Raw genomic sequence first — 21,112 nt, 5'->3', positions numbered from 1 at the left:
CCTACAACGCCGATGAGCTCAGGCAGGCCTTCGCTGGGGAGTGGAGGCCTTCCGGAGACGGCAGGACCGCGTCTGCGCCGCTCCCCGGCGGCGTCGGAAGCGTCTCGGTGGCTGTTCCGTCATCGGACCTGGTCGTGGCCGAGAGAGCAGGACAGATGGTGCGTGCGCTGGGCACCCCGGTGGCAAACATTGTGTACAAGGAAATGCTGCATACCAACAGCAGTGACAACCCTGCGACCGTGAACTGCTTGGCTGAGGTCCCCCGTCCTCCAGCACAGCAGCCGACGGTCGGCTACATCAAGTCCTGCGGAGAACGCGAAGTCACCGTGACCTTCGAGCGACCGACGGTCGACCCGATCCTCTGGCTCCACCTGGGGTGGTTCTACCCGATCTTCGAGCCCCAGGCAGGAGCCACCGTGGCGTGCTATCTGACGTGGCACGACGCCTCGGTCGTGAGGGTGGACGGCCTTGCGGCCGGAGCGCGTCAGCTCGATCACGTCAGCTCTGCGCAGAATCTCGCCGTCGCGAGCAATGGAGCAGTGAGCCTCGACGGGATCGGTACCGGTCTGAGCTCGACCAGCTGCAGCCCCACAGGTGTGGACAACCCCCACGGATATCCCGCCATCCAGGTGACCGGCCTCGTGTCGAGCGTGACCCTCAAACTTGACCACGTCGCGCAGATCAGTCGGCTCAGCACCCGTACGGGCGAGATCCCTCGGGGCGCAGTCGGGCAGCCGCCTATGGCTCTCACGACGAGTGCTGACGTGGTCGACCTGGGCGTCTCGACGTCTGCCCCAGCAGCGGTCGCACCGGGCGGGACCTTCGAGTGGACGCTGGAAGCGACAAATCTCGGACCAGCGGCCTCTCACGGCTTCATCGTCGCTGACGCTGTCCCGGAGGCCGTGACGGGCGCCGCTCTCGTCGACGCGCCGGACGGGTGCGTCCTGGACGGGCGATCGCTCTCGTGCGCGGTCGCCCCACCGGGGTGGACTGTCAGCCAGGACGCCGCCATGGCGACGCTCGCGAACCTCTCCGGTGGGGATCCCTCGGCTGTCGGTGAGGTCCTCGGCGACGGGGAGAGCTTCGGCCCGATCACCCTGCGGGGCACGGCGCCGGTGACGCCTGGTACCGAGATCGTCACGACGGCCTCGGTGTCCGGTGTGGACTCCGACCTCGACCTGACCAACAACACAGCCCAGACCCTCACCAGCGTCAGCGCGGCGGACTGGTCGGTCGCCAAGACTGTGACGGGCTCGGGGGACACCACCTACCCATCACCCGGTGACACCCTCACCTACACGGTCACGGCCACGAGCACGACGGGTGATGTCGCAGACGTCGTGCTGACCGACGACCTCACCGACGTGCTCGCCCACGCTGACCTCGTCCCTGGCTCGGTCCGGTACACGGTCGGGTCCGAGCCCGGAGAGCAGCTGGCGGACCCGACCGCACAGGACCCCGTCGTGGTGGTCGGCCCGACGTCACTCGGCGCAGGGAGCACGGCGACGCTCAGCTACTCCGTCGTCGTCCACGACGACGCGTGGAGCACCGTCCTCGCCAACACCGTCACCGCCACGGGCTCGACCCCGCCGTCCACCTGCGCTGCGGGCTCCTCGTCGCTCGACCCTGCCTGCTCCACCTCGACGACGACGACAGCGCTTCTCGAGCTGCTCAAGCAGGGTGAGGTCAACGATGAGCTCGTCGCTCTTGACGGCGCAGCCTTCGAGGTGGTCGCCGACGTGGAGGGGACGCTCGGCGAGGTCGTCGACTCTCTGCCCGTGTCACCGGTAGCCGACACCCCTGGGGCCTTCGAGATCCCGGGCATCGCACCGGGCACCTACTGGCTCCGAGAGACGGTCGCCCCGCCAGGGCACGAGCTCCTCGCGACCGCCGTGAGGTTCGACGTGGCGTCAGACGGCACCGTCACACTGCCCGACCCGGCCTCCGCCCCGCAGGTCGCAGCCTCGGGCGGACGGCTCACGGTGACCGACGTCCCCACCTTCCACATGCCCGAGACCGGGTCGGCGGGCACAGGGCGCCTCGTCACGGTCGGGCTCCTCCTGCTCGCAGGTGCTGTCGCAGCGACAGCCGTCCTCGGGCCCCGAAGCCACCCCCTGTCCCTCACCACCCTCCGGAAGCGGAGGCGCTGACGACCGAGACGCAGAGACGACAGACCCCGCCAGGTCTCACGACCGGGCACCAGCATCACACCGGACCCTCGTGGTCCACGAGAACTCATCAGGAGCACATCACACATGGCACTCACCTTCCGCGGATCTGCGCTCGTCGCAGCACTCGCACTGGCTGCCGTCGGCGTCGGCGGTTCCCCCGCCGTCGCGGCGACCACCATCGACCCGGAATCCGTCGCGTCGCTGTCGATCCACAAGTTCCAGCACCCCGAGACCACGACCGGCCTGCCGACGTCGAACGGGACCGAGATCGACCCGTCTGCCCTCACCGGGCTCACAGCGCTCGGAGGAGTCGGCTTCACTGCCACCCAGGTACCCGGGATCGACCTGACGACGAACGCCGGCTGGTCCTCGGCCGCCGAGCTGACCGTCGACACGGCTGCCTCCGCTGTCGCCGGCCTCCCCGGACTCAGCGGCGTGACCGCTGCCGACGGTCAGCTGACCTTCTCCGATCTCCCGCTCGGTCTCTACTACGTCGAGGAGACACTCACCCCGGCCGGTGCACGGGCCGCTGCGCCGTTCCTCGTCACGCTCCCGCTCACCGACCCGGTGACCTCGGGCGAGTGGCTGTACGACGTGCACGTCTACCCGAAGAACGTCATCACCACTGCGGGCAAGACCGTCACCGACGCTGGCACGAAGGTCGGCGACGTCGTGACATGGACCATCACCGGCGACATCCCCGTCGGCGGACGGACCGATGCCTACAGGGTCGTCGATCCTCTCGACTCTCGGCTCGAGCACGTGTCCACCACGGCGACCCTCACCAACGGCACGACGCTGACCGCGGGTGTGCACTACACCTCCGTGCTCGACGTCGCGACGAACACCGTGACTGTCGACTTCACAGCAGAGGGGCTCGACGTCCTCGCCGCCAACGAGGGCGCGCAGGTCCAGGTAGTCATCGAGACGACAGTCCTCGAGGCCGGCGAGATCGAGAACATCGCCTCGATCTTCCCGAACCAGCCCAGCATCGACGAGGGCAACCCTGTCGTCACCCCGCCGGCAGTCACGAAGTTCGGCGCGATGACCGTGCAGAAGGTGAACTCCGACGATCAGGTTCTCTCTGGAGCTCAGTTCCAGGTCTTCACGTCTCTCGAGAACGCTCGGACCCGCACCCAGCCGGTCGCCCTCGGGGGCGTCAGCACGTGGACCAGTGCTCAGGACGGCCTGCTCACGATCTCGGGGCTCGGCTACTCGAACATCGTCGACAACGTCGTGATCGACGACCCGGCGGACTGGGTCCAGTACTACCTCGTCGAGGTCGTCGCCCCGTCCGGGTACGAGCTGCTGGCCGAGCCGATCGCCTTCACGGTGACGAGCGACGACACCACCGTCGACCTCACGATCGAGAACACCGAGGCGAACGGCGGCTTCGAGCTCCCCATGACAGGTGCTCAGGGCGTCACGACCATCATCGCCGCAGGCGTCCTGCTGCTCGTCGGCGCTGCCGCGCTCAGCATCCGCTCGCGTCGTTCCTCGCGCTCGGACCGCTGATCGAGGTGGTTGTCAGCCGTCCGTAGATGCCCTTCACGGTACCTACGGACGGCAGCTCGCAGGAGTCACCTCCTGCCAGCAGGCGCACGACGCCACCTCCGGACGGCAGGCGACAGCAGTCGCCACCCGACGAGCGGCGCGCGACGTGCAGTGCTCACGGAGAGGGTGCGCGGACACGAGCCCCGCACCCTCTCACCTACGACAGGACGGACGGTCGGACGTGGCCCTGCGACCACCACGTGCAGCAACCCATCGAGAACCCCGGCGGTCACCCCCACGCAGCGCGGGGGACATCCAGCGCTCGCGGACGCGCACGCCCCGAGCGATGGTCGTCCGTCGGTCGCTCGTCGCGCTCCTCGCCGTCGCCGGCGCATCGGTCCTCCTCTATCCCTCGGCGGGGAACTGGTTCTCGGACCGGGCCCACGCTGCGGAGGTGTCCGGGTACACCGAGACTGTCGACTCGCTCCCGGCGGGCGAACGGTCGGAGATCCTCGACCGGGCTCACGAGTACAACCGGTCGCTCGCGACCGACCGCATCGAAGACCCGTACGGGTTGGCCGCAGCGGCAGCTGCGGTCGCAGCCCCGGCCGCCGAGTCCGAGCAGGAGTCAGGAGGACCCGAGACGACCGAGACGACCGATGCTTCTGGCGACCCGGCAGCGCCTGACCCGGCAGCGCCTGACCCGGCAGCGCCTGACCCGGCAGCGCCTGACCAGACGGCGACTGGCCCGGCAGACTCCGCCAGCGCGTCGGACGGCCCGGGTCTCGACTATCTCGACCAGCTGCGGCTCGGGACCTCCGACACGATGGCGCGGCTCCGCATCCCGACCATCGGCGCGTCGCTCCCCGTCTTCCACGGCACGAGCGACGAGACGCTCGAACGTGGTGTCGGGCACCTTCAAGGATCAGCTCTGCCCGTCGGAGGCGCCGGCACCAACAGCGTCTTGACCGGTCACAGCGGGATCCCGCAGTCGCGGCTCTTCACAGACCTCCACGACCTGGTCGCCGGTGACGTAGTGACCGTCGAGGTGGTGGGGGAGACGCTCACCTACAGGGTGGACCGGATCGCCACTGTGCTGCCCACCGAGACCGACCTGCTCCAACCAGTCCCTGGGGCCGACCTGCTGACCCTCGTCACCTGCACGCCGATCGGTGTCAACACCCACAGGTTGCTGGTGCAGGCGCACCGCGTGGACGAGGCAGACCTACCCGCAGCCGTGATCGTCGCGGGAGCCGCTGGCGCGGGGTTCCCGTGGTGGGGGCTGGTGTGGTCAGGCGCGCTGACGTGGGGGCTGTGGTTCGCCGTCAGGCCTGCGGCCCTCACCCGCGCCGGAGCAGTCGGCCGTCACCGGGTGCCCGCCCGTGCTGGACGTCGAGGGGCGGCGGTGCGCTGACGCCGACCGAGCCCTGTGGGCTAGCGTCTCTCCGTGGTCGTCTGGCTCGACGATCCCTTCGGAGCGGGCAAGACCACGGCGATCAACCCAGAGGTCGTCGCCGAGTCTGTCCTCGCTGCCCTGCCGCGTGCGCTCGCGCGCCGGTCGAGGGTGGAGTCGACGCTCGAGGCCCCGGTGTCCTACGCTCCGAGTGGCCCTCGAGGTGCTTCGACAGGACGACCGGCCGACGCCGCTCCGACTGCCACAGCCAGCGCATCCGCCGGCGGTCGGTCCAGCAGCCTGGTGAGGTCGTCGCTCGAACCGCTCAAGAACCCGTGGCGCACGCTCGAGGCGATCGACAGGAGCATCGGCGGCTGGAACGGCAGCAGCGAGCCGTCCGCGAGGAGCCGTGCACGGTACTCACCGAGGCCGATGCTCTGGTGAGGGACCTCGAGCCGCTCCGCGACGTCACCGGCAGTGATCGGATCACCGACGAGCTCGTAGGTCGCACCGGCGTGGGCGGAGGGGTGGGCGGCGACGAGGGCCGCGGCCGCCGCAAGATCCGCTCGTGCCACAGCCGACAGCTCACCGTCGCCGAAGGGCGACTCCAGGCCGTCCGGGCCCCAGGTCAGCAGCCCACCGAAGAGCTCCGCGTAGAGGCCGTTGCGCAAGATCGTCCAGTCGAGGCCGCTGCCCCTCACCAGGTCCTCGGTGGCTCGGTGGGCGAGCGCGAAGCCGAGGTGGTCACCCGCGCCGGTCAGGCTGGTGTAGACCACATGGGTCACACCGTCGCGGGCCGCTGCGCCGAGGAGGGCTGCGTGCCGGGCGATCACCTGGTCGTCCTCGGCATAGCCTGCCGAGACGAGCACCAGCGTCGAGACGCCGGTGAGGTCGAGGCTCGCCGGGTCGTCGAAGTCCACGAGGCGCTGCCCGCCGGTGGGCCTCCTCGTGCCTCCGAGAGCTGGCACCCCGCGGCTGCTCAGCTCCTGGAGCGTGAGAGAGGCGAGCTGTCCGGTCGCTCCGGTCACCATGATCATCGCGGTCGAGTCTCCTGTCGTGGTCGTGCCCAGCGGATACGGTGATCCTCGACCCCCTGCGATCCGCCCACAAGGAGGCACTTCGATGTCACTCACGCACACACGTGTGACTGCTGGACCCGCCGAGCTCGATCCCTGCGGCCTGCCTGAGCACCCTGACTGCGGGATCCGTGACCTCCTCGACCGTGTGGGCGACACATGGTCGGTCTTCGTGATCGTCGAGCTCGCCAACGGTGCGCGGCGCTTCGGCGAGCTCCAGCGCGCCATCGACGGGATCTCCCAGCGGATGCTCACCCTCACCGTGCGGAGGCTGGAGCGCGACGGCCTCGTGACCCGGACGGTGTACGCGACGGTCCCCGCGCAGGTCGACTACAGGCTGACCGAGACCGGGGCGAGCCTCACCCACCTGGTCAAGGCGCTGGCCGACTGGTCGCTCGCGCACCGCGAGGTCATCGCCGACGCGCGGTCGGCCTACGACGCCCAGCACCCGGACAACGTCATGCGTCGGGGGCGGTCGTCGTCCTGACGGCCTCGTGGGCGAGGTCCAGGTCCATGAACACGTCGGCCCGCTCGTAGGGGGACGGTTCGCGCCGGTCCGCAGGGACGTGCTCGAAGCCGACAGACTCGTAGAGCCGCACCGCCGCGACGAGAGCCGTGTTGCTCTCCAGGACGAGTCGGCTGAAGCCCATCGAGCGCGCCATGTCGATGGCTGCCGTGATGAGCGCACGCCCGAGACCCGTCCCGCGGCGGTCCTGCGCTACGGTCATCTTCGCCAGCTCGGCGACGCCGGGACCGTGCGGGAGCAGCGCGACGCACCCGATGCGCGCCTCGCCGTCGCGGGCGATCAGGACAGCACCTCCGGCGTCGACGACCGCGGCCTGCGGGTCGAGCATCACAGCGAGGTCGGTCTCCTCGAGGGCGAAGTGCTGGGTGATCCATCCGGCGTTGAGGTCGTGGAAGGCGCGCGCGTCGGCTGCGCCGGCCATCGGGGCGATGGACACGGGAGCCGGTGCCGGCGCCCGTGCTGAGTCTGGAGCTGGAGCTGGAGCCGGTGCGGGCTGCGGCGTGGAGGTCGTCGAAGTCATGACGTCAGTCTCCGACCTCCGATGGGTGCACGTCCAAGATGAGAATCGGCATATCGATAAACTCTGTGCATGGATCTCGAGCCGCGCGCCCTCCGTCCGTTCCTCGCGGTCGCCGACCTGCTGCACTTCGGCCGCGCCGCCGAGTCGCTCCACATCGCGCAACCTGCGCTGTCGCAGCAGATCAAGCGGCTCGAGCGAGACCTGGGGGTCGAGCTGTTCGTCAGGTCCTCACGCAGCGTGGCGCTGACTGCGGCCGGCCAGGTGCTGCGCGATCGCGCGCGAGCTCTCCTGGCGCAGGGCGAGAAGGACGCCGACGAGGTGGTGCGGGTCGCCAGGGGAGAGCAGGGACGGCTCGACGTCGGCTTCGTCAGCTCGGCGTTGCCGCTCGGTCCCGTGCGTCGGGTCCAGCAGTTCCGCGACGAGCACCCGCTCGTCCAGGTCCACCTCACCGAGGGCTGGACGGCGCACCTCCTCGCACGGCTCCTGCGCGGCGACCTCGACCTCGCGATCGTCCGTGACCCCGACGCCGTCGACGGCGTCGAGCTGACCCCTTTCCACACGGAGCGCTTCGTCGCCGCGGTGGCGTCCACGCACCGTCTCGCCGGGCGGTCGAGCATCCGTGGAGAAGAGATCGCGGGGGACCCCTTCGTGTTCTTCCCACCGGGGGCCGGCGCTCTCGCGACAGCGCGCAACCTCGCCCCCGTCGTGGCGGGCGGTGCCATCCCCGAGGTCGTGCAAGAGGCGTCCAACTGGACGACCCTCCTGCACCTGGTCGCGGCGGGGGTCGGGGTGACCGTCGCGCCCGTCAGCGCGATGCTCACGGCTCCGAGCGGGGTGGTCGCCCTCGAGCTCGACGGCCAGCACGAACCGAGCACCCTCGCCTGGGCGTCGCGCGCCGACGACACGAGGCCTGTGCTCAGGCGGTTCGTCGACGCGGTCTGAGCCGTTGTGCAGCCTCAGGGTTTCTCGGGTCCATGCGCTTCGGGGTGGCCAACCACTGAGGACCTACGTCCGGCGACCGATGACCGACGTCGGACGAGACGTCGGCCTGTCCGGAACCGTCGTCTGCCGTCTCCGGCATAGATTGGTGCGCGCGGGACACACCTCACGATCCATCTGAAGGAGAGCGGCCGTGCGCAGCAGCAACCGGGACGACGTCGACCCGATCCTCAGCCGAGAGGCCACCGAGGCTCTCAACGCCTCGATGCCCGCTGTGGTCGCCTCAGCTGCTCGGGCGCAGCTCGCCTCGACGATGCTGCTGACGTGCTCGACCTGCGGCGTGGTCCTGGGGCTGCTCGCCGCGATCTTCGGCTCGACGGTCTCGGGCGGGCTCGCTGTCCTGGCCGGGATCCTCGTGGCCTTCGCGCTCCTCGTCGCGACCATGCTCGTCGCGCTCGTCATCGGTCTCCGGGCCAAGCGGGCGAGGGCCCAGATCGCTGCAGTGGTCGAGCGGGACCACCACGGGAGGCTCGTCCGCGTGCAGGGTCGTCAGGTCTACGTCCGCTGACGGTCCAAGGCAGCAACCGAGGGTCGCGGCACAGGCGCTCGGCGGAGCGGCCTGCGTTCAGGCGATGTGACGGGACGACCCCCGTCGTCCACCCGTGGGCGCAGCGGGCCGTCCGAGGATCATGCCTCCGGTGGATCTCTTCCCTGGTCGCTCCGGCCTACGGTGTCGGACGGACAGCCCTGAGGCACTGAGCAGGTCGTCGTGCGCAGGCCGCACCGACGTGCTCAGCGTGCGCAGGTCGACGCTGTCGTCATCTGCCGCAGGGAGAATCTCACGTGTTCCATCAGGTACCGGTCTTGCCGGTCGTCGTCCCCGTCGCTGCGGCGGTCGTCGTGGTCCTGCTCTGGACCCTCCGCAGACGCGATCTCCTCACAGGTCGACGGGCTGCTGTTGCACTGGCCAACGGGGTGTACGTCGCCGGGGTCCTCGCGAACACGGTCTTCCCGATCTTCCTCGACAAGCCTTCGACCGAACAGCCCTGGGACACGTACCTGAACCTGGTGCCGCTGGCCGGCTACGAGGTACGCGACGCGGTGATCAACATCGTGGTCTTCGTGCCGCTCGGGATCCTCGTCCCGCTCTTCCTGCCCCGAGCACGATGGTGGAGCGTGCTCGGTCTCGGTGCGGGCTTCAGCCTGCTGATCGAGGTGGTGCAGTACGTCACCGCGCGCCTCCTGGGCGGCGGCCACGTCGCGGACGTGAACGACCTGCTCTTCAACGTCGTCGGTGCCGCACTGGGTCTCGCGCTGCTCGGAGCGGCGACTCGGCGACCACGCGCCAGATCGACCATCGACGAGTTTCGCTGGCGTTGATCGCCGAGGCGCAGGGCTGCTCGGGCGTGCCGGACACATCGGACGTAGGGTCGCGGAGTGCGTGGCGGCGCGCGGGCGCCGTGGGCGAGAACTCTCTCCCAGGCTCGCAGGCTCACCGACCTCCTCGAGCGCCTGCTGTGCGCACCGGCCCAGGGCAGTCCGGTCTCGCTCATCCTCATCGGCCCACCGCCGACCCCTGTGGGAGGACCTGCACGATCTCAGCCCCCGGAGCACCCGTGCCACCGATCCAGTACGCCCACCCTCCTCGAGGGCATCGCGCTGTGCGCACGTGGCACCTCGCCTCGACCAGAGACCTCGCGGGTCTGCGCGCCGACGTCTCGAAGATCCTCACCGGCCACCACTGGTCTGCCCCAGAGCAGTCTGTCGACGGGCTCGTGCTCATCGCGAGCGAGCTGGCGACCAACGCGTTGCGCCACGCTGGCGGCTCGGCCACGGTCCACCTGAGCACCGACGGACCGACCTACCTGCTCGAGGTCGTCGACAGTGCACCTGGGGCACCCCCGCAGGTGGCCGTCGACCGGGACAGCCGGGACGGTGGCTTCGGGCTCGTCCTGGCTCTCGGCGTCGCCCGGGAGATGGGGTGGTTCCGCACCGAGACGTCCAAGTGCGTGTGGACTGTCCACACGGCTCCCGTCGACGCCCCGCAATGAGGGACCTCTCGCGACAGACAGTGACCTGACCGGTCGACCCGGGTCAGATGATCGGTCCGGGCACGTCCGACCCAGGTCCGGCCTCGGGCGGGCGCGGCCGGTTCTCCGGGTAGGGGCGTACCAGGACCAGCGCGACGTCGTCGGCCGCCTCCGAGGGCGCGAGCGTCGCCAGGACGTGGTCGGCGAGCTCGTCGAGGGTCTTGGTGTGGCCACCCCGCAGTGCGTCGACCAGCGCCGCGGTGCTCGTGGTCCAGGACACCCCACGGCGTTCGGTCAGGCCGTCCGTGTAGAGGAAGAGCGTGTCCTCGGGGTGCATGTCGACGCTGTGCTCGGTGCGGGGCGTGCCTGCCAGGACCCCCAGGAGCGGGTCGTTGTGCCGGTCGAGGATCTCGATGGTCCCGTCCGCGCGGAGCAGCAGCGGGTGGGGGTGCCCGGCGTTGGTCCAGCGGACCGTGCGCACCCCGTCGAGGCGACCCACCGGGTCTTGCTCGAGGCGCGCCATGATCGCGGTGGCTGTCGCCGAGGAGCCGAGGTTGAGACCTGCGATGGCCTCGTCTGTGCGTTCGAAGACCGTCGCCGGTGGGTGATCGCTGTCGTAGGCGATCGCCCGGATCAGCCCGCGCAGCTGCCCCATCGCGGCCGCAGCGTGGTAGTCGTGGCCGGTGACGTCACCGATCACGAGTGTCGTGGCACCGTCCTTGGTGAGGAACGCGTCGTACCAGTCTCCGCCGATCTCGAGGTCGCGCGCTGCCGGTTGGTACCGGACCACCAGGTGCAGGTGGTCGGGCTCGGGGGGAGCCGTGAACAGGGAGTGCTGCAGGGCGATCGAGGTCTCCCGGGCCTTGGCGTGCTCGAGCTCGAGGACCTGTGCCCTGGCGTCGAGGAAGTCGACGTCGATGCGCTGGAGCGTCGCGGCGCGCAGCGCCCCGGACAGCGCCGCGGCGATCAGCAGCGCGAAGCCGCGCAGGGCCGCGTCGAAGGGGCGTGTGGGGGCGACGTCCAGGATCAGTGCACCGTCGGCGCCGCCGTGGTCGGTCGAGGACAGCGGCGCCACGATCACCGAGCCCGCGACCATCACGGCCCGGGAGCTCAGGACCGGGTCGAGCACGTCTGCGCCTGTCTCCCGGGCCAGCGCAGGGTCTCCGGTGACGACGGTCCCCGGTGCGGCCGGGGTGCGCAGGACGATCGAGCACCGCGCGAGGTCGGGGCTCGCGGTCAGCAGGTCGATGGCGGTCTGGGCGATCGTGGCGGGGTCGCTCGGGGTGCGCTGGAGCTCGGCGTAGAGGGAGTCGACCAGGGCGAGTCGCCGCTGGGTGACGACCTGGGTGGTGGTCTCGGTCGCGATGCCCAAGATCCCCGCGACCTCACCCCAGTCGTCGAGCAGGGGGCTGTAGGAGCAGGTGAAGAAGGTCTCCTCGACGAAGCCGGACCGGTTGACCATCAGCTGTTCGTCGGTCGCCCAGGTGGGCAGGCGGGTCGTCATGACCTGCTCGACGGTCGCGCCCAGGCCGTCCCAGACCTCCTCCCACACCGTCGCGAGCGGTGCGCCGAGGGCCGCCAGGCGCTTGTGGGTGCCGAGCATGTCACGGTAGGCGTCGTTGAAGATCATCGTGAGGTCGGGGCCCCAGGCGATCATCACCGGGAACTTCGTGCTGAAGCACATCCGCGCGGTCTGGCGCAGAGACTCGCCCCACGTGGACATCGCCCCCAGAGGCGTGGACTCCCACGCGAGCTCGAGCGTGGCCGAACCCATCGAGCTGCTGCGAGCAGTCGGACCGAACCACGCTGTGTCCATGGCGTCAATGTACTGCGCACGGGCGTGCGCACGGCCACAGTCCGCGGGAGCAGATCGGCGCGGCTCCCAGGACTGCCCTCTGGCAGACCGCGCTGGGCTGCCGGGAGGCCTGTGCGGGGAGGTCAGCCCGCAGGTGTCAGCGCCGGGACCGGGCGAGGTGCAGGCCACGCGGTGCGCGCGACGGCCAGTGCTCCAGCCCCCAGGGCGGCGAGGACCACGGCGGTCCACGGCAGGCCGACGAGGGCCCCGAGCACCCCGGCGGTGGGGTAGGTGAGGATGAAGCAGGCGTGGGACAGCGAGAACTGCGCGGCGAAGACCGCGGGTCGGTCCGCCTCGTCCGACGCGCGGCGCAGGAGCCGTGAGGACGGAGTCGAGACCAGCGCGGTGGCTGCACCCAGGACGGCCCAGGCCCCGATCAGGGCGATCCACTGGGGGGTGCTCGCGTCCATGGCCGTGATGACGGCGACCGCGACCAGGCCGACGGGCAGGATCGCGGCGCCGGTGAGCATGACGGTGTGGTCGGGGGACCTGTCGAGGACCTTCGGCAGGCACAGTGCCACGAGCATCGATCCGCCACCGTAGGCGGCGAGCAGGATCGCGACGTCGGTCTGCGGGCGTTCTAGGCGGCCCTGGACGAGCACGACGGTGTTGACGATGACCATCGCCGTCGAGGTGGCCACGACCAGGTTGAGGAAGAGCAGGCTGCGCAGCTCGCGGACGCGCCAGAAGATGCGTGCTCCCCGGGTGAGCCTGTCCAGGAACGGCGCGGCCGTGACAGGTGCCCGGGGTGGGAAGCTCGTGGCCAGGACGAGCAGCGCCGAGCCGACGAACCCGACGAAGGTCCCCACGAAGAGGTTGTGATAGCTCATCACGGTCAGCAGCGCTGCGGCCAGGGCAGGGCTGACCAGTGCCTCGAGGTCGTAGGCCAGGCGGGAGAGTGACAGAGCGCGGGTGTACTGACCCTCGTCGGGGAGCACCTCGGGGATCACCGCCTGGAACGTGGGGGTGAAGGTGGCCGAGGCGGCCTGGAGGACGAAGATCAGCACGTAGATCTGCCAGATCTCGCCCACGAAGGGCAGCGAGAGGGCCACCGCGGCTCGGGCCACGTCAGCGCCGATCAGGACCTTCTTGCGCGCGATGCGCCCGGTGATCGCCGAGACGACAGGTGCCACGCCGACATAGGCGAGCATCTTGATCGTCAGCGCGGTGCCCAGGACGAGGCCGGCATCGCTGCCGGCGAGGTCGAAGGCGAGGAGCCCGAGGGCGACCGTGAGGAGCCCGGTGCCCACCAGGGCGATCACCTGGGCGCTGAAGAGCTTGCGGTAGGCGCTGTCGCGCAGCACGTCGAGCATCGTCGTCAGCGCTCTTCGAGGAGGTGCTGGTGCGGCGAGGGGGGCGGCGGCATCGCGGTCTCGTGGTGCGCGGGGGTCTCGTCGAGGGCGTGCTCGGCCTGGAACACCGCCTCACCGACCAGACGTCGTGCGTGCTCGTCGGTGAGGCTGTAGAAGGCGCGGGTGCCGTCCTTGCGGACAGCGACCATCCGAGCCCACCGCATCTTCGCCAGGTGCTGCGACACGATCGTCGGCGTCTTCTCGACCACCTCCGCGAGCTGGTTGACGGACAGCTCACCGCCACGCAGTGCGAGGACGATGCGGATGCGGGTCGCGTCGGAGAGCAGACGGAAGACCTCGGCTGCCATCTCCACGTACTGGCTGTCCACACCAAGACTGCAGACCTTCTTATCTTCACTCATGTGCAGATAGTAGTTCCGGTGGATGGTGTGCCGCGAGCGTGGCGGAGCGGCGCGCCCGAAGGGGCTAGAGGTCGTCCGTGCCCTCCGCAGATGCTCCGGTCGTCGGGGCCGGCAGAGCATCTCCCTCGGCGACTGAGCGCAGAGAGACCTTCCCAGCCGTGCGCGGTCGTGCGCCCAACGTGCTCCCCCCGCTGACGTCGATCAGCGTGCCGGTCGTTCGTCGAGAGTCCTCAGACAGCAGGAAGCCGATCGCGCGGGCGACGTCGTCGACGGCCGCCACGTCGTCGAGGACCGAGAACCCGGCCATGTAGGTCCTGATGGCGGGATCCTGGAACGCCGGGTGACCGTTGTCGGTGAACCCGGGCACCACGGCGTTGATCCGGATGCTGCGCGGCGCCAGAGCCTCGGCCGCGTGCCGGGTCAGCGCCTCGACCGCCGCCTTCGACATCGCGTAGACGATGTCCCCAGGGCTCGAGAAGTGCACACCCGCAGACGAGACGTTGACGATGCTCCCGCCGGTGGTCATCCTGCGCGACAGCTGCTGCGTGAGGAAGAACGGGGCGCGTGCGTTGATCGCGAGGTAGAGGTCAAAGTCGTCCGGGTCGGCGGCGTCGAAGGAGGGGCCGAGCAGCCTGGCGGCATTGTTGACGAGCCCCGTCAGCCGGAGCGAGGGGTGCTCGACCAGCAGCCGGTCCACCTCGGACACCAGACGCTGCACCCCCGACATCTCGCCGAGGTCGGCCTGGACCGGCCAGCATCGTCGCCCCACCGACTCGGCGTGAGACACCAGGGCGTCCACGGCTTCACGGCGTCGGCTGTGGTGGGCGACGACGTGGTGACCGCGGTCCAGCAGCAGTCGTGCGGTCGCTGCACCGATCCCACCGGAAGCACCGGTGACGAGGACGACGCTCTGCTCCTCCGTCATCGTCGCCCCTCTGCGGCCGAGGCGCGGAGCAGGGCGACCATCCCCAGCGCAGTCTGCTCGAGGAGGCGCGTCGCGTCGTGCCACCGTCCCTGCGTCCGGCAGTAGTCCATCGTCCCTATCCCGCTCGCGACGACCAGCCAGCCCGCCGACGTCAGGTCGACGTCGTCACGGAGCTCGCCGTCGGCTCGCGCCGTGGTCAGCAGGCCGTCGACGAAGGTGAGCCACGTCTGGAACGGGTCGAGGCGTCGTCCTGGGAAGGCGTGGCGCGCGCCGGAGGCGAGGCAGACGCCGGCGCGGACGAGGACGTCCCCCGCGAGGTTCTCGCCGACGAGCCTGAAGGCGAGGACGAGACGGTCGAGGGCCGAGCCGTCGTGGCTCGCGAGCCGATCTTGCACAGCGTGCATGCTGGCTCTCTCGTGGTCGAGCACGACCGTGCCGATGTCGTGCGTCGAGGGGAAGGCTCTCAGGGCCACCTCCGACGGGACACCGGCTTCTGCGGCGATGTCCGCGATCGAGATCTCCGCGAAGGAGCGGGTGGTGAACAGCTCGGAGGCTGCACGCACGAGGGCGTCTCTGCTGGCGTCGACGTGGTTCATGCTCCAGGTGATCCCTTCGAGGGGGCAGGCGTGGGTTCGACGTAGGCGAGGCTCGCCCTGGCATGCACGAGAGTCTCGATCTGCGACTCTGCAGAGATGTCGTGGATGCGTCGGCCGTCCCGGTCGAGGACGCGGTGCCGGGTGACCCGCGTCGAGCTGGAGACGCATGACGGCAGCGGCCGGGGAGTCTCACAGACGTCGATCGTCATCGAGCGCATCCAGAGCTCACCACGACGGTGCTCGACAGGCATGCTCTGGTAGATCGTCGCCTGCGTCATCTGACCCATCGTGACCAGCAGGTCGATCGCGCTGACCGCGGGGGAGAACGCGGCCTCTACCCCTGACAGCGCAGGCATCTGGGCTCCCGGACGAAGACGGAAGTCGTGGAGGGCTCCGACGCCCTCGTCGACGGTGTGCGCGGTCAGCGACGTCTCAGCGCCGACGTGCCGGAAGCCCTCGGAGTAGACCGAGGGCGTCCCGTCGTCGCCGCGCTCAGGTCCTCCGGCTGCCGAGCGGCGCAGGGCGAGCCGCGTGCGCATGCCGCCGGTGTCTGCCGTGAGCGACAGGTCGGTCTCACCGACGACCCCCTCGACATCGAGGACGAGCGGGATGCTCGCGAGATCGGTCCTCGGCCCGGTCGGAGCGCGGAGCTCGACCCGCTCGACCCAGTACGAGGACAGGCGAGCCGGGTCGGCGAGCCTCTCGAGCACGATCAGCGGGAGGGCGATGGCGTCGACCGAGCTCAGGTGCGGTGTGCGGGCCGAACCGTCCCTGCCGCGGGACCAGTCCTGCGGATAGAGAGCCGTGACGACGGCGTGCGCGCGGCAGTCGTCGATCGGGTCCTCGCGGACCGTGCCGACCTCGTAGCGGACCTCTCGATAGCCCTCGGCAAAATACCTCCCGTGGGCGGGGCCGAGAACTGCGGTCAGAGGCGTCTTTGTCGTTTCCCCCTGGAGCATGTGATTTACATTACAGTCCCGGGCCTAACGTCCGCCTGCGGTGTCCGTACTGTTTTGAGGTCTTTCGTCGGGCTGGTTGATATCGTTGCGGCATGCAGACCAACCTCGGAGGTAGGCCCCAGACGCCGGGGTTGAGCGAAGCACTGCTGCAGGCAGCGGAGAGGACGATGGTCTCCGAGGGTTTCGAGGCCCTGACGGTCGACCGGCTCGTGACCGAGGTCGGCACGACCAGGCCCACGTTCTACAGGCGCTTCCCGAGCACGTCCGCCCTCGCCTTCGAGGTCATCTGGCGGCGCTTCGGTACGGGTTCGCCGGTCGACACGGGCTCGCTCTCCGACGACCTCCTCACCTTGCAGCGCGAGGACATCGCGATGTTCTCGACCCCGCTGATGCAGCGCAACCTCCCTGGGCTGGTGAGGTTGGTCCGCAGCGACCCGGAGATCCGGAGCCGTTACCGCAGCGACTTCATCGAGCCCCGTCGGGCGAACGTCCGTGACCTGATCTGCTCTGCGGCGGACCGGGGGGAGATCCCCAGCGCTGACGTCGACTTCGAGCTCGTCTGCGACCTGCTCATCGGACCGTTGCTCGCGCGCACGCTCCTCCCGCTGGAGGGGGCCCTGGACGACCGTCTCGCACGGATGACCGTGCAGACGGTGATGACGCAGCTCGGCGCCTCGCCGCACGGGACCGGCGCCTAGCCAGCGTCGGCGAACTCCGCCTCATGGGTCGCGCCCCGCGTGAAACCGAGCTCCTGCGATGTGGCCTGGGCTCTGATCTGCGCTCTGACCTGCGACGTCGGAGCACGGACCCCTCCCGGCGCCCGGAGGGCCCTCGGTAACCCTCTGGGCGCGCTGATCTCGAGTGCTTGTCCTCTCCGGAGACCACTGTTACGGTGAGGCGCGTAACGAAACCTCGACCGTCGCAGGGGGATCTAGGTCGAGGTATCTGCGCCCGGGGATCGGCTTCACCCCCCCGGATCCAGGCGGAGAGCCAGCTCTTCGCGCAGCAATGACGCTTCTGGAGAGGAGGACATCATGGAGAAGGCATACCAGGCACCGAGCATCGTCGCCGCAGGCGACTTCACAGAGCTCACGCAGGCCGTGCGAGACGGCGGGGTCGTCGACTTCGTCGGCGGATGGTGGTTCTGATCGGACACCGCTGAATCACTGAGCGCCGCCCTGGCGACCACGTCTCGACAGGGCGGCGCTCACGCGGACGGACAGTCGCGCGGGACCTGGGCCTGCGCACGATCGACGGGGGCGGCTGATGGGATTCGTGGGTCTGGCTGACACGCCCGAGCACTCTGCAGTGGCCGACTCGTGCCTGGCCCAGGGGTGGTCCTGCACGACTCGTCATGCCTCAGGGCGCCCCTGGATCGTCCGGACGTCTCGGTCCCGCGCCCCTGAGCAGCTCGTCTCGGCCGGGAGTCGCCGGATTCTGGCCGTCGGCGCGGTCCACGCGCACGACGGAGCGGGTGTCCTGGAGCGAGGCCTGGGCCAGGCTCGCACCGCGTCAGACCTCGTCGCTCTGCGCCGCCACCTCTCCGGGGACTTCCATCTGTTCATCAGCACAGAGGACGGCACGGTCCAGGCCGGCTCGATCTCTCGGACACGCAGGCTCTGCAGCACACGGCTGCGAGGCACGGGTGCCGTCGTGTTCTCGGACAGCGCGTCGTTGCTCGCCGAGCTCGGTGGCCTCCCTGTGGACGAGCAGCTGGTGCCCGTGTGGGCGCTGGCCTCCTACCCTCCGCACCCCGTCGACGACCTGCCGCTGTGGCGAGGGGTCGACGCTGTGCCGCCCGGATCCTTCGCTGCCCTCGACCGCGACGGGACGCTGCGTCTGACCAGCTACTGGTCACCTCCGGCTCCCGAGATCGGCGATGCCGATCAGGCGGCCGACCTGGTCCGGACTGCGCTCTCGCGGGCCGTCGAGGCCCGGTCCGCGAGCTTCGCGTCGGTCAGCGCGGACCTGTCCGGCGGGCTCGACTCGACGAGCCTCGCCTTCATGCTGGACCGCCACACCGCGACCTTCGAGACCTTCCACTCGCTGTCCGACGACAGCCTGAACGACGACGCACGCTGGGCGGCCGTCGCGGCAGCCCGGCTCCCAGGTGCCGAGCATCATGTGTTCCCCTACGACGAGTCACCGACGTGGTACACGATGGTGGACGACCGGTCGTACTCCCGTGACACACCAGACCCCATGGCACGGACCCACGGGAAGTCCTTGTACCTGCACACCCGGGTCGACGTCGCCGCCCCGCACGCGCGCCTCAACGGCACCGGCGGCGACGAGCTGTTCTCGATGGACGTGCTGGCGATGCACGACTACCTGACGACGGACCGGGGTGCCGCGAAGAAGCCCTTCGAAGCCTTCGTGTACGAACGCCACGACGTGCCGCGCACGGTCCGCCGCCGGATGGCGAAGGACCCAGACCGTGACGTCTCCTTCGAGGACTGGTTCGCCCGTCTCGGCGCCGCGACAGTCTCCGAGAGGAGGCCGTGGTCCCTCGGCTGGGAGTCGACGCCTCGCCTGGCGCCGTGGATCACCGACGACGCACGTGCGCGGGTGACAGACCTGTTCGAGGGCCGCGGCCGCAGCCTCGGTGACCTCGCACCGCTGTCTCCGCGCAAGCCGCAGCACGAGATCATGAAGCTCGTCCGCATCGGCGGGGACGTGACCCGGAGGATGACGGCACTCTCTGCCGGACACGGTGTCTGGGTGGAGAGCCCGTTCCTCGACGAGGCCGTCGTCGAGGCAGCGCTGCTGGCGAAGCCCTCGGTCCACATCCGCACAGGGACGTACAAACCGCTGCTCGGCGCAGCCATGCGCGGCATCCTGCCCCCTGCTCTTGCCCAGAGGAGTTCCAAGGGTGGGTACAACCGCGAGCTCTACCGCGGGCTCGAGCAGAACCGACAGGCCCTGCTGGAGCTGTTCGGGCCGGACAGCCGAGCCGTCGCCCGAGGCATCGTCGACCGTGCCTCGGTCGTCGACGCGCTGAGCGGCCTGCCGGCCACGGTCTCGACCTTCATGGACCTCGACGTCGCGATCGGCCTTGAGCTGTGGCTGCGGGACGTCGAACGACCGAGATACCCGTCGCTGCAGAAGGAGCTGGCCCGATGAGCTACGTGCTGAACCCCTCGCTCGAGATCGTGGAGGCCGAGGGAGGAGGGATCGCCCTCGACAAGAAGTCGGGCGCCTACCTGCAGCTGAACCCGCTGGGGTTCACGGTGCTCCAGGCGATGATCGACGGACGCTCCCTCGCCGAGATCCACGACGATCTCGTGCAGGAGTTCCCCGAGCAGGCTGGGCGGATCGGCGCGGACCTGGACGCTCTGGAGCAGGACCTGCTCGCACGGTCCGTGGTGAAGAAGGCGAGACGATGACGCCTCCGAGGCTCTCGCTGTCGATGCGGCTCAGGACGTGGTGTGCGATCGGGGTGGCGCGGCTGCTGTCCACGATGCGGCCCGGGCGGCTGGAGAAGTCCCTGCGCGCACTCTCCGCAGGCGCACGCCCGGCGACCCGTGAGGAGGCTCTGCGCTGCTACGAGGCCGTGGTCGCGACGAGCGCGCGGTGCGCAGGCCGGTGGTGCCTGCAACGCTCGGTCGCCGTCTCGCTCCTCTGCCGGAGCAGCGGCAGCTGGCCCGAGTGGCAGAGCGGGGCGTGCCTGATGCCGTTCCGCGCCCACGCGTGGGTCGCGGTGGACGGTGTGCCCGTCGGAGAAGACCCGGCTCTGGCGGACTACTTCCGGCCGGTGATCTCCGTCCACCCGCGGAAGGCGGCCGTCAGAGAGGTCTGACGCGGGGGAGCGGCGGCTCTCGTCCGGGCGGAGACGGGCGTCCTCCGAGGACGCGTCCCGCCTGGGTCAGCGGATGCTGAATAGCTCGTCGGTGGACCGGCGCCCGGTCGGTACGGCGAGACGCCCGACAGGTGACGACGAGTCCGGGCGACCGAGTGCGACGGCATGTCGGGCGCTCCAGCCAGGCTCAGCGCCGACGAGGGTCGCCGCGGTGTCGGCGTTCTCCTCCGGGTAGAGGCTGGTGACGCAGCTTCCGAGCCCTGCGGACGCGGCGGCGAGGGTCAGGGACTGGGCGATCCTCCCGGCGTCGAACTCGGCGTCGAGGTGGCGTTCGCGCGGGCTCAGCAGGACCACGACGACAGGCGCCGTGGCGAGGTGCGCGGCGTACGCGCCGAGGCTCGCCAGCCCAGCCCTGGTGGCCTGGTCGTAGACCGCCACGAATCGCCACGGCTGCCGGTTGCGCGCCGAACCTGTCCACCTCGCCTGGTCCACCAGCTGCCTGACCACGCTCACCGGGACGTCCTCGTCCAGGAACGAGCGGACAGTCCGACGAGCGATGAGCGAACGGAGCTGTTCCATCTGGCCATCCTGCCCGGTCTGCTCGTCCCAGGGACGGTCGTGCCCGGGGAGGGATGGCCGGTGCGGGGTCCTGGTCCGAGGGGCTCAGAGGGGTGGACGAGGTCGAACCGACCTGGGCCGCGCCTCCCGAGAGCCTCATGAGGCCGGCGTCGGTCGGGACGAAGCCGCAGGCGTCGAGGTAGAAGGTCTTCAGGTGCTCTTCGAAGTCGACGTGGAGCCACTCGCAGCCTGCGCGGGCGGCGTGGTCACGCGCGACCTCGATCAGGTGGACTCCTACGCCCTGCCGACGGGAACGCACTGCGACAAGAGTGTCCTCGACGAAGGCGTGGGCACGACCGTCCCAGGCGATGTTGACGAAGCCGACCAGCCCTCGATCGTCACGAGCGGTGACCCAGCCCAGGCTGTGGCTGTCGAGCTGGTGGTTCCAGCCCACCTCCTCGACCTGATGGCCGAAGCCCTCGGCGTGCAGGCTGCTGAGCTCTGGGTCGGTGAACGCTCCACGCCATGCGTAGAGGACGGGCCCGCGATCGGGACTG

Annotated in this window: 22 protein-coding genes and 1 pseudogene; 13 read left to right on the top strand and 10 right to left on the bottom strand. The window is 70.0% G+C overall.

Annotated elements, in window-relative coordinates; all coding sequences use genetic code 11:
* The first annotated feature begins 248 nt into the window (after positions 1 to 248).
* The 3 genes from ASG53_RS12580 (at position 249) to ASG53_RS20140 (ending at position 5,079) form a co-directional block, all read left to right on the top strand.
* Positions 249 to 2,150 (top strand): DUF7927 domain-containing protein, encoded by a 1,902-nt coding sequence (locus ASG53_RS12580; RefSeq protein WP_056133483.1) that lies wholly within the window; start codon positions 249 to 251, stop codon positions 2,148 to 2,150.
* A gap of 105 nt (positions 2,151 to 2,255) precedes the next feature.
* Entirely contained in the window at positions 2,256 to 3,686 is a 1,431-nt protein-coding gene (locus ASG53_RS12575; RefSeq protein WP_056133480.1) for a SpaH/EbpB family LPXTG-anchored major pilin, read from the top strand.
* A gap of 325 nt (positions 3,687 to 4,011) precedes the next feature.
* Entirely contained in the window at positions 4,012 to 5,079 is a 1,068-nt protein-coding gene (locus ASG53_RS20140) for a class C sortase (RefSeq protein WP_056133477.1), read from the top strand.
* 179 nt (positions 5,080 to 5,258) lie between these two features.
* Here ASG53_RS20140 and ASG53_RS12565 read toward each other — a convergent pair whose 3' ends face one another.
* On the bottom strand, positions 5,259 to 6,095 hold the full coding sequence (locus ASG53_RS12565; protein ID WP_056133474.1) for an NAD(P)H-binding protein: 837 nt from the start codon (positions 6,093 to 6,095) through the stop codon (positions 5,259 to 5,261).
* An 85-nt stretch (positions 6,096 to 6,180) separates the two neighbouring features.
* Between ASG53_RS12565 and ASG53_RS12560 the strand changes: the two genes are divergently transcribed.
* Positions 6,181 to 6,621, top strand: coding sequence for a winged helix-turn-helix transcriptional regulator (locus ASG53_RS12560; protein WP_056133464.1), 441 nt, complete (start codon positions 6,181 to 6,183; stop codon positions 6,619 to 6,621).
* On the opposite strand, the gene ASG53_RS12555 is transcribed toward ASG53_RS12560, so the two are convergent.
* The gene (locus ASG53_RS12555; protein WP_082544008.1) at positions 6,593 to 7,180 is read right to left on the bottom strand and encodes a GNAT family N-acetyltransferase; all 588 of its coding nucleotides are present in this window, start codon (positions 7,178 to 7,180) and stop codon (positions 6,593 to 6,595) included. The two genes, ASG53_RS12560 and ASG53_RS12555, sit on opposite strands and share 29 nt — an antisense overlap.
* 69 nt (positions 7,181 to 7,249) lie before the next feature.
* Between ASG53_RS12555 and ASG53_RS12550 the strand changes: the two genes are divergently transcribed.
* From ASG53_RS12550 to ASG53_RS12535, 4 genes are all read left to right on the top strand, one after another.
* On the top strand, positions 7,250 to 8,122 hold the full coding sequence (locus ASG53_RS12550; RefSeq protein WP_056133462.1) for a LysR substrate-binding domain-containing protein: 873 nt from the start codon (positions 7,250 to 7,252) through the stop codon (positions 8,120 to 8,122).
* 190 nt (positions 8,123 to 8,312) lie between these two features.
* Positions 8,313 to 8,687 carry a hypothetical protein gene (locus tag ASG53_RS12545; RefSeq protein ID WP_056133460.1) on the top strand — a complete coding sequence of 125 codons (375 nt, stop codon included), beginning with the start codon at positions 8,313 to 8,315 and terminating at the stop codon, positions 8,685 to 8,687.
* A 275-nt stretch (positions 8,688 to 8,962) separates the two neighbouring features.
* Positions 8,963 to 9,499 carry a VanZ family protein gene (locus ASG53_RS12540; protein WP_056133458.1) on the top strand — a complete coding sequence of 179 codons (537 nt, stop codon included), beginning with the start codon at positions 8,963 to 8,965 and terminating at the stop codon, positions 9,497 to 9,499.
* A 281-nt stretch (positions 9,500 to 9,780) separates the two neighbouring features.
* Complete coding sequence (locus ASG53_RS12535; protein WP_056133456.1) at positions 9,781 to 10,170, top strand: ATP-binding protein; 390 nt, start codon at positions 9,781 to 9,783, stop codon at positions 10,168 to 10,170.
* Positions 10,171 to 10,213: 43 nt separating this feature from the next.
* Here ASG53_RS12535 and ASG53_RS12530 read toward each other — a convergent pair whose 3' ends face one another.
* From ASG53_RS12530 to ASG53_RS12505, 6 genes are all read right to left on the bottom strand, one after another.
* Complete coding sequence (locus tag ASG53_RS12530; RefSeq protein ID WP_056133455.1) at positions 10,214 to 11,965, bottom strand: SpoIIE family protein phosphatase; 1,752 nt, start codon at positions 11,963 to 11,965, stop codon at positions 10,214 to 10,216.
* Positions 11,966 to 12,087: 122 nt separating this feature from the next.
* Positions 12,088 to 13,317: an MFS transporter gene (locus ASG53_RS12525; RefSeq protein WP_056133452.1), complete on the bottom strand. Its 1,230-nt coding sequence runs from the start codon at positions 13,315 to 13,317 to the stop codon at positions 12,088 to 12,090.
* Between the two features lie 5 nt (positions 13,318 to 13,322).
* On the bottom strand, positions 13,323 to 13,718 hold the full coding sequence (locus ASG53_RS12520) for an ArsR/SmtB family transcription factor (protein ID WP_056133449.1): 396 nt from the start codon (positions 13,716 to 13,718) through the stop codon (positions 13,323 to 13,325).
* A gap of 64 nt (positions 13,719 to 13,782) precedes the next feature.
* Positions 13,783 to 14,643: an SDR family NAD(P)-dependent oxidoreductase gene (locus ASG53_RS12515; RefSeq protein WP_056133447.1), complete on the bottom strand. Its 861-nt coding sequence runs from the start codon at positions 14,641 to 14,643 to the stop codon at positions 13,783 to 13,785.
* Positions 14,640 to 15,239 carry a TetR/AcrR family transcriptional regulator gene (locus tag ASG53_RS12510; protein ID WP_056133446.1) on the bottom strand — a complete coding sequence of 200 codons (600 nt, stop codon included), beginning with the start codon at positions 15,237 to 15,239 and terminating at the stop codon, positions 14,640 to 14,642. Before ASG53_RS12510 ends, ASG53_RS12515 begins: the two co-directional genes overlap by 4 nt.
* The gene (locus ASG53_RS12505; protein WP_056133444.1) at positions 15,236 to 16,198 is read right to left on the bottom strand and encodes an AvrD family protein; all 963 of its coding nucleotides are present in this window, start codon (positions 16,196 to 16,198) and stop codon (positions 15,236 to 15,238) included. The genes ASG53_RS12510 and ASG53_RS12505 overlap by 4 nt, the downstream gene beginning before the upstream one ends.
* 92 nt (positions 16,199 to 16,290) lie before the next feature.
* Between ASG53_RS12505 and ASG53_RS12500 the strand changes: the two genes are divergently transcribed.
* The 5 genes from ASG53_RS12500 (at position 16,291) to ASG53_RS12485 (ending at position 19,997) form a co-directional block, all read left to right on the top strand.
* Positions 16,291 to 16,896 carry a TetR/AcrR family transcriptional regulator gene (locus ASG53_RS12500; RefSeq protein ID WP_082544006.1) on the top strand — a complete coding sequence of 202 codons (606 nt, stop codon included), beginning with the start codon at positions 16,291 to 16,293 and terminating at the stop codon, positions 16,894 to 16,896.
* 336 nt (positions 16,897 to 17,232) lie between these two features.
* On the top strand, positions 17,233 to 17,346 hold the full coding sequence (locus tag ASG53_RS19885) for a lasso RiPP family leader peptide-containing protein (protein ID WP_156382781.1): 114 nt from the start codon (positions 17,233 to 17,235) through the stop codon (positions 17,344 to 17,346).
* Positions 17,347 to 17,851: 505 nt separating this feature from the next.
* Positions 17,852 to 19,321: an asparagine synthase-related protein gene (locus ASG53_RS12495; RefSeq protein WP_156382780.1), complete on the top strand. Its 1,470-nt coding sequence runs from the start codon at positions 17,852 to 17,854 to the stop codon at positions 19,319 to 19,321.
* Positions 19,318 to 19,584: a PqqD family protein gene (locus ASG53_RS12490; RefSeq protein WP_056133432.1), complete on the top strand. Its 267-nt coding sequence runs from the start codon at positions 19,318 to 19,320 to the stop codon at positions 19,582 to 19,584. The genes ASG53_RS12495 and ASG53_RS12490 overlap by 4 nt, the downstream gene beginning before the upstream one ends.
* Positions 19,581 to 19,997: a lasso peptide biosynthesis B2 protein gene (locus ASG53_RS12485; protein ID WP_056133430.1), complete on the top strand. Its 417-nt coding sequence runs from the start codon at positions 19,581 to 19,583 to the stop codon at positions 19,995 to 19,997. The genes ASG53_RS12490 and ASG53_RS12485 overlap by 4 nt, the downstream gene beginning before the upstream one ends.
* Before the next feature lie 66 nt (positions 19,998 to 20,063).
* On the opposite strand, the gene ASG53_RS12480 is transcribed toward ASG53_RS12485, so the two are convergent.
* Positions 20,064 to 20,576, bottom strand: a complete 513-nt coding sequence (locus ASG53_RS12480; RefSeq protein WP_056133425.1) for a nitroreductase family protein — start codon at positions 20,574 to 20,576, stop codon at positions 20,064 to 20,066.
* Positions 20,577 to 20,784: 208 nt separating this feature from the next.
* Positions 20,785 to 21,009: pseudogene (locus tag ASG53_RS20380) on the bottom strand (GNAT family N-acetyltransferase); the annotation flags it as partial.
* Positions 21,010 to 21,112: the final 103 nt, after the last annotated feature.

The sequence above is a fragment of the Sanguibacter sp. Leaf3 genome (assembly GCF_001425965.1).
In the GTDB taxonomy this organism is placed as follows: domain Bacteria; phylum Actinomycetota; class Actinomycetes; order Actinomycetales; family Cellulomonadaceae; genus Sanguibacter; species Sanguibacter inulinus.
The sequence above is the reverse complement of the archived record's forward strand: the minus strand, read 5'-3'. Positions and strand labels throughout refer to the sequence as shown.